Source organism: Dethiosulfatibacter sp. (assembly GCF_983023055.1).
Genome location: NZ_CEZJXU010000016.1, coordinates 1 through 13519 on the forward strand (window position 1 = coordinate 1; position 13519 = coordinate 13519).

Consider the following 13519-nt stretch of genomic DNA (forward strand, 5'->3'; position numbering starts at 1 on the left):
AGTTTTTCTATCTTTTCAATATATTTATCTATATCAAATTTTTTATGGAGTCCGTTGTTGCTCATGTATCTTATCTTGCCGAAGACAGGTCTTTCCTCGCAGGGTCTGTCAAATTTCCCGAAACACCAGGCTACTCCTGCATAACTGTTTGGATCCCATCCATCTATGAAGTATTTGTTATTAAGGTGGATAGCTATATCATATGCCATCTTGTAGTCCGGGGACCATTCGATTATTTTCTTGCACCAATACATTCTCATGTATGTATGCATGAAGCCTGTTTCAACCATTTCCTTCATTGCTGCATTCCAGTATTTGTCATGGGTTGAGCATGATTCGAAATCATTAGTGGTATAGAGGAATTCTCTTTCGTCGTCCTTGTGTTCATCCATGGTATCATAGGCCCACTGATCTGTCATATGTTCAAACTTATCATAGTTTTCCGTGAAATGCACGAAATTAATAGCAAGTTCTCTTTTTATCACCAGGTCTTCAATAAAGGCATTGACTGCTTTTTCAATGAAAGGATTTTTCTCAATAACTTTTTTTACAACAACAACAATCTCAACCGGTGAGATATGGCCGAAATGAAGATAGGGACTGAGGCATGAAGTATAGTCCAACTCAGGGTGGTTCTTTTCCAGATAATATCCGATCTTGTTGTTGAAAAACTCATAGAAAAGATCTCTTGCTTCTTTCTCTCCACCTTTGAATCTTGAAGATGGTGATACACCGTTTTTCTGTTTTATATTTTCGATTTCGTCCATAGGCGAAACTATTTCCTCGAAAGAACATTCTATATCTATGTATCTGCTTCTGATGAAGGGTTCTATTGGTCTGAACTTTATTGCGAATTCATCCATGCTAGACAAGAGTTTTGGTTTTATAGTTCCCATTGAATGCTCAGCATTATCAGACACCTTGTTTACTGGTACTAAAACATCATCCTCTACTTCTATGATACTTGTGCAGTCATTTTCAGTCCAGCTGTTGATTACATCCTTTCTCCATTGTTTCTGGATTCTTGTATAGCCTACATCCATAATTAGGTGTGAGGCATTTTTCATGAGTTCCATGCAGCCTTTTTCAGGAGATGTTCTGTAAATGACAAATTTAATTCCCATTCTGCTGAGCTTCATTTTAAGGTATTCAAGACCTTCCATCATGAAGGTATGGTGTCTTAAATTCCCCTTTGGATATTCATCGGAAATACCGAAATATACAACAAGGGGTATACCGTGAAGATTTGATAGAATTATTCCGAGATTTAGTGCATGATTGTAGTGTATCCTTTGAGACTGCTCCATCCAGTAAAGAATGTATTCGCCCTTTGAATCCTTGCAGTTTTTTATATGAGTCACTCTACCGTTAACCATTTTTCCATCCCTTTCTAAGGAACCAGTAGTTCAATTCCTTTATTGATTATACTGATACTGACAGGTGTTTTAAAACCATATTCACCGTCGATGTCTATAGTAAGGTCGTCATCTGAATCTATAGTTATTTCATTAGTTTTGAAGTAGTGTACCATAGGGTGATTTACATGGTCTCCGCTTGCCATTCCTGTAAATATTTCAAGCATTATTAGAGGGTTTGTTTTCTCGAATATGACCACGTCGAAGAGTCCGTCGTTGTATTTCGCATCAGGAGACAGCTTTTTAAATCCGCCTATGCTTGGAGTATTGCTCACTATGAATACCAGTGCCTCCATGTTGAAAACCTTTCCGGAACTTTCCACCTTAAGGTTGTAGGACCGGTATATCTGGTTTGGTATTTCCAAGGCTGCCTGGAAATAGTATGCATACTTTCCGAAGATTGTTTTGGTATCGTTAGGAACCTCATGTGGTATGTTTGTGAAGGCACCACCGGAGACAACATTTATGAAATACTTGTTATTAACCATTCCGACATCCACCAGGTTTGTCTTTTTGCGCTTAAGCATTTTGGTGAATTCAGCAATGCTCGTTGGTATCTTCATATATGATGCAAAGTCGTTTACTGTGCCGGTTGGAAGTATTGCAAGCTTTGTTTTGCAGGGCGACATCATTATTCCGTTTACCGCTTCGTTGATTGTTCCGTCCCCACCGCAAGCTATTATCATGTCGTATCCTTCTTTACAGCCAAGTTTTGCTGCTTCAATAGCATCGCCCTTTTTTTTTGTTGCTATGAAGGTCATGCTTATATCTTCATCCGTGAGTAGCTTCTTTGCTATTTGGAACATTTTCTGCTGACCCATTTCCTTTCCCGAAATGGGATTGTATACTACTAGATATCTTTCCATATGATTTGAACTCTCTTTCAGTTAGTTGTTTGTCTAATGTTTTCAATCTTTTTTTGTATCGAATATTCCTTGGAGTATCCAGTTGGCTATTGTGATTATTACTCCTGCCTTTATGGAATCTCCGAAAGTTGCAGTATTGAGTGCTGACAGTCCTGCTGTAATTTCTACTGTTATTCCGTTTATTATGAGGAGGAAAAATCCCAGTGTAAAAATCGTAAGGGGCAGTGATATGAGTTTAAGAAGGGGCTTGATGAATGTATTTACAATACCAAAAATAATGGCTGCGAAGAACAGTCCCTCAAGTCCTGAATAGGAAACTCCGCTAATTGCGTAGGATGCTGCCCATATGGCCATCATGTTTAATATGATTCTTCCCAAAAGTTTCTTCATAACGCACCTCCTCACATAATTGGTGAAAGCAGCCTTGATATTGATTCCCTGAATCTGATAGAGACTCCTCTCTGCCTGTATACTTCAAGGGTCAGCTCATCGCTTAACTCAATGTCACCAAGGAACTGTTCCCTGAGTTTATTGGATATTGCTGAATCATATATTATTGCATTGACTTCGAAATTCAGCTTAAAGCTTCTCACGTCGAAATTTGCAGTGCCTACAGAGGAAATCATACCATCTACAACCATTGTCTTTGAATGGATAAATCCATTTTCGTAGGTGTAGATCTTGACTCCGTAATCCAACAGTTCTGCCGAATTGCAGTAGGTGGCCCAGTATATGAATGGATGGTCAGGTTTATTTGGAATCATTATCCTTACATCGATTTCAGACAGGGCAGCAATCTTAAGTGCTTCCATGATACTGGCATCCGGTACGAAATATGGCGATTGTATATAAATTGATTTTTTTGCCATGTTTATCATTTTTATGTAGTTTTGCTTTATTCTCTCGTAGGGAGAGTCGGGACCACTTGAGATTATTTGGACTCCTGAATTACCGATGCCTGAAATGTCGGGGAAGTATCTGTATTTGAAACTCAGATTATCCTTGCTGGCATTTCTCCAGTCAAGCATGAACCTTGCCTGAAGATCTCTTACTGCTGAGCCTTCTATCTTAAGGTGGGTATCTCTCCAGTAACCAAATGATGGATCCTTTCCAAGGTATTCGTCGCCTACGTTGATACCGCCTACATAGCCAATTCTTCCGTCTACTACTATTATTTTCCTATGGTTTCTGTAGTTAATTCTTAGATCTATCTTTGGTATGGGACTTCTGAAAAACAGTTCGACTTTTCCTCCTGCATTTTTGAGAGGCTTGAGCACGCTATTGTTCAATGATCTTCCTCCTACTGAATCCACCAGTAGTCTTACTTGTACTCCCTCTTTTGCTTTTTTTGCAAGAAGGTCAAGTATTTCCTTTCCCAACTCGTCGTTTTGGAAAATATAATAGAGCATATGTATATGGTCATTTGCTTCATTTATGGACTTTTTAACGGCGTCAAATTTGTCATTGCCATTGGTGTATATGGTTATTTCGTTGTCCTGTGAGTAGTAGGAATCGTTGCTGAATAGATTCATTTTTATAAGGTCAGTATATGGTTGTATATTGGTGTCATTGATTATCAGCTGACCTTTTGAATATTTATTTTTTTGCTGTTCTATATATGCGCCATAGATTTTTTCTTCTATAACCTTCAACTTGAAGAGCTTTTTTCTGCTGAAGTTTTGGGACAGCAGTATGTAGAAGAAGAATCCCACCAAGGGAGCAATATAGAAAACCAGAACCCATGTAAGGGTTGCAGTAGGGTCTTTTCTTTCAAGAAAAATAAGCGCTATTACTAGCAGCGTGTTTATTGCATAGATTAGCGTAAGCCAGCCAAAATCTATGAAGTCTATTGACATAAAGTCCTCCGTATCAGTAATTATTTGTGATGAATCCGAAAAAATTTGTTGCGCAGTTGTTTTCGGAAGACAAAATCATTGATATTATTAAAATTATTATAACAATCAATAAAAGTATATCTGTTTTGGATAAATTTATTTTCATTTGTATCACCAGAATATAATAATAAATCTTAGTTATATTATATCACAGTGAAGGATTTAATAAATAAGTAAATCACTTTAACTTTTTTTAAAAAACCATCTGACCTTATAAAATTAATGAATTCTGACTCTTTTCGTAATGTCAGAAATCGTGTATAATGAAAAAAATATTTCGAAACATAAAATTTTAATAAAGGAGAGTATACTGAATATCTATTGAGTATCTATATATTTAGTATACAAGGATACTATGAACAACAGATATGAACTTAATAAGAATTTGGCACAGATGTTAAAGGGTGGCGTTATAATGGATGTTACAACTCCTGAACAGGCAAGAATTGCAGAAGCAGCAGGAGCATGTGCGGTAATGGCACTTGAAAGAATTCCGGCGGACATTAGGGCTGCAGGTGGAGTTTCAAGAATGAGCGACCCGGATATGATAAGAGGAATACAGGATGCAGTTACAATACCTGTAATGGCAAAAGTAAGAATCGGTCATTTTGTCGAAGCACAGTTGCTCCAGGCTATAGAAATAGATTATATAGACGAGAGTGAGGTTTTATCACCGGCAGACGAGACCTACCATATAGACAAGACAAAATTTGAAGTACCCTTCGTATGCGGAGCAAAGGATCTTGGCGAGGCTCTTAGAAGAATCAGTGAAGGTGCTTCAATGATAAGGACAAAAGGAGAACCTGGTACTGGAAATGTGGTTCAGGCTGTAACACACATGAGGCTTATAAGCCAGCAGATGAGAAAGATTCAGAATATGAGGGAGGATGAGCTTTTCAACGAAGCGAAGAATCTTCAGGTGCCTTACGACCTTGTAAGATATGTATATGAGAACGGAAAGCTTCCAGTAGTAAACTTTGCTGCGGGTGGAGTTGCAACACCTGCAGATGCTGCCATGATGATGCAGCTTGGAGCTGAGGGTGTATTTGTTGGGTCGGGAATATTCAAGTCTGGAAATCCAGAGAAGAGGGCACAGGCCATAGTGAAGGCTGTGACAAATTACAATGATCCAATTCTAATAGCCCAGCTTTCAAGGGATCTGGGAGAAGCAATGGTAGGAATCAACGAACAGGAAATCGAGCTTCTAATGGCTCAAAGGGGACAGTAATGAAGAAAAAAATAGGCATCCTGGCAGTACAGGGTGCCTTCCAGGAGCACAGTAAGATGCTGGAAAGCCTTGGTGTTGAATCATTTGAAATAAGGAAAAAAAGCGACTTGGAAGACAGGGATTTTTCAGGGATGATTTTGCCGGGGGGAGAAAGTACGGTAATGGCCAAGCTTTTGAATGAGCTTGACATGTTTGATACATTGAAGGAAATGATTGATGGTGGAATGCCTGTTTTCGGCACCTGTGCTGGAATGATAATGTTGGCAGGCGTAATCCAAAATGAGGACTACACACATTTAGGGTTAATAGATATCAATATCAAAAGGAACGGCTATGGACGCCAAATTGGAAGCTTTGCAACTGAAGGAAAATTTGCAGGAATGAGGAATGTTCCCATGACATTCATAAGGGCTCCCTATATAGAAAACACTGGAGAAAATGTTGAAGTGCTTGCAGAAACTGGAGGTAGGATTGTGGCAGCTAGGGAGAAAAATATCCTGGTTACATCATTCCATCCTGAGCTTACCAGGGACACAAGGGTACATCAATATTTTCTAAATATGATTTGAGAGGGAAAGCACTTGAATGCAATGAAATCATATAACGAACCGAAAAAATAATATAATAGACTAAAATTGGATTTGACAAATCACGAAATATGTTTTATAATCATAAAAAATGTTACAAAAATTTAAAGACATTGACAGGAAGAGTAAATAAATTTTCACGTCACAGCGAACCGGTTATAGTGGGAGTCCGGTACAGAAAAAATTTGTTGAAGAACATCCTCGAGTTTCCAATCGAAATCTTAGGAAAGTAGACTTGGACGTAGGCTGCACGTTATAGCAGATAGGTATCGATTATTCTGTACTGAAATTGAGTGAGCTGATTTTTAGCTAACTAAGGTGGCACCGCGAATATAACCTTCGTCCTTAAGTATATTAATTTATATTTAAGTACGGAGGTTTTTTTATATCAAAATGTGTGAAGCCTCTCTCATTTACAGAATACAAAGCAAGATGGTGAGAAAATCAAAATTATTTATAATTTACAAAGGCTGTTTTAATTTACACTTTAAATCAAGGATGTTTTATTTCACAATAAGTTTCGTTACTATTCATTCAATCTATCGTATACAGTTGAACCATCTATATACTTTAGCTCTCATGAATTGACTCAACTATAATTGTGACATAAAACTAGGAGGAAAACATGGAAAGAATACTGGTTAAGGAAACAATTGGAAGAAAAGAAGAAAAGGTGTTGCTTTGCGGATGGATCCACAATATCAAGAAATTCAAGGAATTTGCATTTGTATATCTTAGGGACAGAACAGGTATTGTACAGATGATAATAGATGATATGGACATACTTGAAAAGATAAAGCTTGAAGCTTCAGTAAAGGCTGTTGGAATTCTTAAGGCCAATGAAAAGGCTCCTGGAGGAGTGGAACTTGCAGTTGAAACAATAGAAGTTGTAGGAGAGGCTAAGTATGAGCTTCTTCCATTTTCAATAAACGGCAGGGATATACAGGCATCTCTTGAGAAGCAGCTTGATTACAGGACAATATCATTGAGAAGGATGGATAGAAGGGCAGTTTTCAAGGTTCAGCAGGAAATCGTAGAAGCCTATAGGAAGTTTTTAATTGGAGAAGGATTTTCAGAAATACATACTCCTAAAATCATAGGAGCAGAGACTGAAGGTGGTTCAGATGTATTCATGCTTGATTACTTCGGAAAAAGAACCTTCATGGCACAGAGTCCGCAGTTCTACAAGCAGATGATGGTGGGAGCAGGATTTGAAAGAGTATTTGAAATTGGAGCGGCATACAGGGCCGAGCCACACAGCACATGGAGACACTTGAACGAATATATGAGTCTTGACCTGGAAATGGGTTTTATTGAAAGTGAAGATGATATCATGGACCTTGAGGAGAGACTGCTAGGATTTATCATAGAGCATTTGAAGGAGACATGTTGCGACGAGCTTAATATTATGAAGGTTGAGCTTCCGATTCCTGTTAAGATTCCAAGAATAAGCCTTATTGAAGCACAGGAAATACTTCTTAAGGAATTTGGCAAGAATTCACCAGTAGGAAACATAGATGCAGACGGAGAAAAGTTATTTGCGAAATATATTAAGAACAAATACCAATCGGACTTTGTCTTCCTTACTAAATATCCCGCATCAAAGAGACCTCTTTATACAATGCCTGATGATGAACTTGAAGGAATGACAAAATCTTTTGACTTAATATTCAAAGGGCTTGAAATCACAACAGGTGGACAGAGGATTCATGACTACGACGAGCTCAAGGACAACATGATTAAATTTGGAGCAAAGCCTGAAAGCTTTGACTTCTATCTTGACTCATTTAAATACGGAATGCCGCCCCATGGTGGACTGGCAATAGGTCTTGAAAGGATTACCATGATGTTCCTTGGACTGGACAACATTAGAAAGGCAACACTTCTGCCTAGAGATCTTAACAGAGTCACACCATAATGTGGACAATTCCAGTGACAATAACACCATCAGTGGACAGTATCTGTAAAAAGAACTTATAGATTGAAATTAAAATACGGGAGGCAGTCATGAAAGTAACAAAAGACGAAGTATATTATATAGCAAAGCTTGCAAATCTTCACTTTACTGAAGAGGAAGCGCAAAAAATGTCAGAGGAGTTTTCCGGCATACTTACTCATTTTGATAATATTAACAAAGAAGATCTTGATGGAATAGAGATGTATTCTTTTGATGATAAGCCATTGAGACTCAGGAAAGACGAAACTCAATCTTTTGAAAACAGCAAGAATCTCTTTAAAAACACCAAGAAGATGAGAGCCACTGCCATAGAAATACCAAAAGTAGTTGAATAGGTAATTGTAGTAATAAAAAAATCAATGTAGTTTTATCTCATAACAAGTTTCGTGCTAATTCATGCAACATTTGAAGCACAATTGAACCGTTTGTATTTCAAATAACGCAAGAATTAACTCAACTAAAGTTATGATATAAAGACTAGGAGGAAGACATGGATATTACAGGATTGAGCATTAAGGATATTAGAAAATCCTATGAAGACAGGAAGTTTTCCTGCGAAGAACTAACCAGGGAATATTTGAGGAAAATCAGGAAATATGATGAGGGTATAAAAGCCTTTATTTCGGTCAGCGAAGAAGCTGCAATAGCAAGAGCAAAAAAAATTGATGAAAAAATGTACCATGGAATCGATTTGGGCATAATGGAAGGAATTCCAGTAGGTATCAAGGACAATATTTGCACTAATGGACTTAAGACTACATGTGCATCCAAGATGCTTGAGGATTTTATACCTCCATACGATGCAGGAGTTGTGACAAGGCTTAAGGAATCAGGTGCGGTAATCCTTGGAAAACTTAATATGGATGAATTTGCCATGGGTTCTTCAAATGAAAACTCGGCATTTTTTACTACTAAAAACCCATGGGACCTTGACAGGGTACCAGGAGGATCTTCAGGAGGTTCGGCTGCTGCAGTATCTGCAGGATTTGCAAAGGTCACATTTGGGTCCGATACCGGTGGTTCCATAAGAATGCCTGCATCATTTTGCGGTCTTGTTGGAGTTAAGCCAACCTACGGTACTGTTTCCAGATATGGTCTAATTGCCTTCGGGTCTTCACTTGATCAGATTGGTCCATTTGCAAGAAATGTTGAAGATGCAGCCTATGGATTACAGTGTATTCAGGGATTCGATCCAAAGGATTCAACTTCCATAGAGTCGGGCTATACAAAAGACTATTCAGCAACTATGAAGTCTGGAGTAAAAGGTCTTAAAGTTGGAATCCCAAAGGAATTCATAGGCGAAGGAATAAATGATGAAGTAAGGAAAAGTCTTCTTGACGCAGCGGATATTCTTAAAAAACAGGGTGCGGAAGTTGAAGAATTCAGCCTTCCAATCACAGATAGCGGCCTTTCAGCTTATTATATTATATCTTCAGCGGAGGCAAGTTCAAACCTTGGACGGTATGATGGTGTGAGATACGGATACAGAACAAAAGAATTCGAATCATTTCAGGAACTTGTCATCAAATCCCGTACGGAAGGATTTGGAGACGAGGTTAAGAGAAGGATAATGATGGGAACCTATGTACTTTCTTCAGGTTACTATGATGCATATTACAAGAAGGCCATGACCTTCAGACATAAAGTCAAGCAACTATATAAATCTGCATTCGAAAAATACGACACAATATTGTCTCCAACTGTACCGATTCTTCCATTTAAAATTGGAGAGAAAACTTCAGATCCACTTGAGATGTATCTGGCGGACATATTGACTGTAAATGTAAACATCGCAGGAATACCTGCAATATCGGTTCCTTCGGGATTCAGTGAATCTGGACTTCCAATAGGAGTACAGTTCATGGGAGACCACATGTCAGAGGAGAAGCTGTTCAGATTTGCATATTCTCTTGAAAAGGAACTTGATCTTGATCTAATACCTGAACTTAAGGAGGTGGAATAATGGCATCTTATGAAACAGTAATAGGACTTGAAATACATGTTGAACTTGCTACTAAATCGAAAATATTCTGTTCCTGTTCTACTGAATTTGGAGCCGAACCGAACAAAAACACATGTCCCGTATGCATAGGGCTTCCTGGAGTAATGCCTGTGCTCAACGAAGAGGTTGTAAACCTTGCAATTAAGGCGGGAACTGCCCTTGGCTGCGATATCAACCTTATTAACAAGATGGACAGGAAAAACTATTTCTATCCCGACCTACCAAAGGCTTATCAGATATCACAGTTTGATTTGCCAATATGTTCAAATGGATATGTTGAAATAGAAGTGGATGGTAAGAAGTCAAAGAAAGCACTTACAAGGATACATCTTGAAGAGGATGCAGGAAAACTTACCCACCTTGAGGACGAAGAACATACATTGATTGATTACAACAGGGGAGGAGTTCCGCTGGTTGAAATAGTGTCCGAACCTGACATGAGATCAGCGGAAGAGGCTGTATCATTTCTTGAAAACCTAAGAGCCATTCTTATTTATTCGGGAATATCTGACTGTCGTATGGAACAGGGTTCAATGAGATGCGATGTCAATATTTCAATAAGAGAAGCAGGGTCTGATGTTCTAAACACAAGGGTTGAAATAAAGAATATGAACTCTATAAAGGAAGTTTTCAAGGCAATAAAAAAGGAAGAAAAGCGTCAGATAGAACTTTACAGCTACGGTGAAAGTCACAAGGTTAAGCAGGAAACAAGAAGATGGGATGCTTCCAAGGGAAGAACAATAACAATGAGATCAAAAGAAGAAGCCCATGACTACAGATATTTCCCTGAGCCTGATCTTCCTCCAGTAATAATACCAAAAAAGCAGGTGGAAGATATTAGAGATACTCTTCCTGAGCTTCCAAAACAAAAGAAAGAAAGAATGATTTCCGAGTATGGAATTTCAGAAAAGGATACTGAAATACTAATAGAGGAAAAGGAAATTGCAGATTTCTATGAAAAGACAGTTGAACTTTCAAAGGAACCAAAGGAAGCTGCAAACTGGATAATCACTGAGGTGTTGAGAGTTCTCAAGACTGAAGATAAAATACCCGTTACAGAGGTACAGCTTTCTGATCTTATAGCTGAGGTTAAGAAGGGAACTGTAAGTAGAACTGCAGCCAAGGATGTATTCGAAGAGCTCTGTGTAAGCAGTAAGTCTGTTGGTGAAGTAATAGAGGAAAAAGGACTTAAGCAGATAAGTTCAAGTGACGAGCTTGCTGATATAGTTAAAAAGATACTTGAAGAAAATCCACAGGCAATAGCGGATTTCAAGGAAGGAAAGAAGCAGTCTTTTGGATTCCTAATGGGGCAATGCATGAAGGCCACAAAAGGCAAGGGAAACCCTGGAACAATTAAGGGTATACTGGAAGAAATGTTGAACAATTAACAAAGCAAAAATATAAAAATATGAATTTACTTTTTGTATTTTTGTAATAACCATCCCTATATAAAGAGGCATCCTCCTACTGGTTATGGAGGGTGCTTCTTAGATTTGTTGATTATTTGACTTTTATTTCTAAGATATCAGAAAGTCCTTGAATTTTTCGGCAAGGGGAGATAGATATCTATTTCTGCAGTAGACGAAATAGAATTGTCTTCTTATGTCTAGTCCCTTTATAAGGAGAGGTTTAATAAGTTTGAGTCTGATTTCGTTTTCGATTGCGATTTCAGACATGAAGCTTATTCCCATGTCAAGCTCAACCATTTTTTTTATTGTTTCATTGCTTTCCACGGCGGATATCATATTGAGGCTTGATACGTTCATGTCTGCATCTTCTAAGTTTTTTTCAAGAATCTTCCTTGTTCCTGAGCCTTCCTCACGCATTATGAGCTTTTCCTTTTTTAAAAGGTCCATGTCTATCTCTTCATAATCATTCCAGTGGTATTTTCCAGTATTGGAAACAGCAAGGACTATCCTATCTTCATAGAAGGGAATATATTCAAGCCGTTTTGATTCGTAGATTGCTCCTGTGATTCCGTAGTTTGTATAACCCTTCAACACATCGTCGACGACTTTTTTAGAATCGCCGTGGTTGAGAGTAAAGGTTATATCGGGATATTTAATTGAAAAGTCTCTTAAATATCGTGGAAGTATATATTGCTCAGGAATCGTACTTGAGCTTATTTCCAGATTGCCGCAGATACTTCCTTTTAGCTTTCCAATTTCATAGGTCGCCTTGTCTCTCATATTTAGCATGTTGACTGCATAGCTGTAGAGCAGTTCACCTTCCTCGGTGACTGTTGTTTTTTTGTAGTTTCTGTTTATGAGTACCGTTTCAAGTTCTTTCTCCAGATTTTGAACATTGTTGGAAACGGCAGGTTGTGTAAGAAAAAGTTTTTCAGCAGCTTTTGAGAAACTCTTCAGATTTACTACATATATGAAGCTTTCCAGTTGATTGAATTCCAATTTTATCCACCTTTATTTTTTCATAGCATAGCTGCTTTCTTGAGCACCTTGTTTATGCTATCAATGACATGTTTGACCTCTTCAATGGTATTGAAATGGCTGAAGCTAAACCTTACGGTACCATTGGGAAAGGTTCCCAGTGTCTTGTGGGCCGATGGTGCGCAGTGAAGTCCGCATCTTGTCATTATTCCGTATTCCTTGTTCAGGATATGTGAAACCATACCATTGTCATTTTCAAGGAAGTCTATTGACACAAGGGCTGTTCTTCCCGTTATTGAATCTAGGCCAACAGGTTTTATTCTATCTATATTATATATGTCTTTTAGGAAGCCATCAAGCAGATAGAGCTCCTTTTCCCTGATTTCCTTGATTTTTCCATGAGTTAGGTATTTTAGTGCGGCATTGAGGCCGTATATTCCAGGTATGTTCATGGTGCCTGCCTCAAACTTGTCGGGCATATACCTTGGATGTATTTCCATTTCAGATGCGCTTCCCGTGCCACCTTCAATGAAGGTGGACATTTCCTTTAGTATCTTGTCTCCAACTATGAATCCCCCCATTCCCTGGGGACCAAGAAGGCTTTTGTGTCCAGTGTAGGCAATTATGTCGGCATTGGTTTTTTCAAAATCTATATCTGTGAAGCCCGCAGTCTGTCAACTATGAAATAGAGGTTGTTTTCCTTACAGATTTTGCCTACCCGTTCAATGTCGATTATAGTACCACATACATTTGAGCCGTGAGTCATTACAACAGTCCTTGTCTCAGGTCTTATGAAATCCCTTATATCTTCAGGATTTAGCTGACCAACTTCATTGCAAGGAACTTTTGAAAATTCAACTTCTCTTTCAGCAAGAGAGCTAAGGGGCCTCATTACAGCATTATGCTCCATTGAAGAGACTATTATATGGTCTCCTTTTTTTAGAAGGCTCTTCAATATTATATTAAGACTTTCAGTTATGTTTTTTGTGAATATTGCATTTTCCGGCTTGTGAAAATTGAAGAGTTCACATATGAGCTCTCTTGTTTCGTAGACTATGTTTTCAGCTTCCAGGGACGAATCATAGGCGCCTCTGTTCACGTTGCATCCTATGTTTAAGAGATAATGAGACATGCTTTCTGCAACGCCTGGAGCCTTGGGAAATGATGTTGCACCATTGTCCA

The 13519-nt window shown here is 38.4% G+C and carries 11 protein-coding genes, 1 pseudogene and 1 other annotated feature; of the genes and pseudogenes, 6 read left to right on the top strand and 6 right to left on the bottom strand.

Going from position 1 to position 13519, the window contains the following annotated elements; genetic code table 11:
- The 4 genes from AC3AX0_RS01575 to cls form a co-directional block, all read right to left on the bottom strand.
- Positions 1-1376 (bottom strand): deoxyribodipyrimidine photo-lyase (locus AC3AX0_RS01575; protein ID WP_487548548.1); only part of this gene is annotated, 1376 nt, incomplete at its 3' end.
- Positions 1377-1390: 14 nt separating this feature from the next.
- On the bottom strand, positions 1391-2281 hold the full coding sequence (locus AC3AX0_RS01580; RefSeq protein WP_487548549.1) for a diacylglycerol/lipid kinase family protein: 891 nt from the start codon (positions 2279-2281) through the stop codon (positions 1391-1393).
- Between the two features lie 42 nt (positions 2282-2323).
- The gene (locus AC3AX0_RS01585; RefSeq protein WP_487548550.1) at positions 2324-2671 is read right to left on the bottom strand and encodes a phage holin family protein; all 348 of its coding nucleotides are present in this window, start codon (positions 2669-2671) and stop codon (positions 2324-2326) included.
- A gap of 11 nt (positions 2672-2682) precedes the next feature.
- Positions 2683-4137, bottom strand: a complete 1455-nt coding sequence (gene cls, locus AC3AX0_RS01590; RefSeq protein ID WP_487548551.1) for a cardiolipin synthase — start codon at positions 4135-4137, stop codon at positions 2683-2685.
- Between the two features lie 394 nt (positions 4138-4531).
- On the opposite strand from cls, the gene pdxS reads away from it, so the two are divergent.
- The 6 genes from pdxS (at position 4532) to gatB (ending at position 11338) form a co-directional block, all read left to right on the top strand.
- Complete coding sequence (gene pdxS / locus AC3AX0_RS01595) at positions 4532-5404, top strand: pyridoxal 5'-phosphate synthase lyase subunit PdxS (protein WP_487548552.1); 873 nt, start codon at positions 4532-4534, stop codon at positions 5402-5404.
- Entirely contained in the window at positions 5404-5973 is a 570-nt protein-coding gene (gene pdxT / locus AC3AX0_RS01600) for a pyridoxal 5'-phosphate synthase glutaminase subunit PdxT (protein WP_487548553.1), read from the top strand. The genes pdxS and pdxT overlap by 1 nt, the downstream gene beginning before the upstream one ends.
- A 122-nt stretch (positions 5974-6095) precedes the next feature.
- Positions 6096-6341: a binding site (T-box leader), on the top strand.
- Between the two features lie 275 nt (positions 6342-6616).
- Entirely contained in the window at positions 6617-7909 is a 1293-nt protein-coding gene (aspS, locus tag AC3AX0_RS01605) for an aspartate--tRNA(Asn) ligase (protein ID WP_487548554.1), read from the top strand.
- Positions 7910-7998: 89 nt separating this feature from the next.
- Positions 7999-8283, top strand: coding sequence for an Asp-tRNA(Asn)/Glu-tRNA(Gln) amidotransferase subunit GatC (gatC, locus tag AC3AX0_RS01610; RefSeq protein ID WP_487548555.1), 285 nt, complete (start codon positions 7999-8001; stop codon positions 8281-8283).
- Between the two features lie 155 nt (positions 8284-8438).
- Positions 8439-9911, top strand: a complete 1473-nt coding sequence (gatA, locus tag AC3AX0_RS01615) for an Asp-tRNA(Asn)/Glu-tRNA(Gln) amidotransferase subunit GatA (protein WP_487548556.1) — start codon at positions 8439-8441, stop codon at positions 9909-9911.
- Complete coding sequence (gatB, locus tag AC3AX0_RS01620) at positions 9911-11338, top strand: Asp-tRNA(Asn)/Glu-tRNA(Gln) amidotransferase subunit GatB (RefSeq protein ID WP_487548557.1); 1428 nt, start codon at positions 9911-9913, stop codon at positions 11336-11338. Before gatA ends, gatB begins: the two co-directional genes overlap by 1 nt.
- Positions 11339-11467: 129 nt before the next feature.
- Here the strand turns inward: gatB and AC3AX0_RS01625 are convergent, their stop codons facing one another.
- Positions 11468-12358, bottom strand: a complete 891-nt coding sequence (locus AC3AX0_RS01625; protein ID WP_487548558.1) for a selenium metabolism-associated LysR family transcriptional regulator — start codon at positions 12356-12358, stop codon at positions 11468-11470.
- A 20-nt stretch (positions 12359-12378) separates the two neighbouring features.
- A pseudogene (locus tag AC3AX0_RS01630) lies at positions 12379-13519 on the bottom strand (aminotransferase class V-fold PLP-dependent enzyme); the annotation flags it as partial.

What these genes read in the sequence shown, in the direction of transcription:
- AC3AX0_RS01580 (WP_487548549.1), bottom strand. Translation starts at nt 2,281, where the DNA reads ATGGAAAGATATCTAGTAGTATACAATCCCATTTCGGGAAAGGAAATG.
- AC3AX0_RS01585 (WP_487548550.1), bottom strand. Translation starts at nt 2,671, where the DNA reads ATGAAGAAACTTTTGGGAAGAATCATATTAAACATGATGGCCATATGG.
- cls (WP_487548551.1), bottom strand. Translation starts at nt 4,137, where the DNA reads ATGTCAATAGACTTCATAGATTTTGGCTGGCTTACGCTAATCTATGCA.
- pdxS (WP_487548552.1), top strand. Translation starts at nt 4,532, where the DNA reads ATGAACAACAGATATGAACTTAATAAGAATTTGGCACAGATGTTAAAG.
- pdxT (WP_487548553.1), top strand. Translation starts at nt 5,404, where the DNA reads ATGAAGAAAAAAATAGGCATCCTGGCAGTACAGGGTGCCTTCCAGGAG.
- aspS (WP_487548554.1), top strand. Translation starts at nt 6,617, where the DNA reads ATGGAAAGAATACTGGTTAAGGAAACAATTGGAAGAAAAGAAGAAAAG.
- gatC (WP_487548555.1), top strand. Translation starts at nt 7,999, where the DNA reads ATGAAAGTAACAAAAGACGAAGTATATTATATAGCAAAGCTTGCAAAT.
- gatA (WP_487548556.1), top strand. Translation starts at nt 8,439, where the DNA reads ATGGATATTACAGGATTGAGCATTAAGGATATTAGAAAATCCTATGAA.
- gatB (WP_487548557.1), top strand. Translation starts at nt 9,911, where the DNA reads ATGGCATCTTATGAAACAGTAATAGGACTTGAAATACATGTTGAACTT.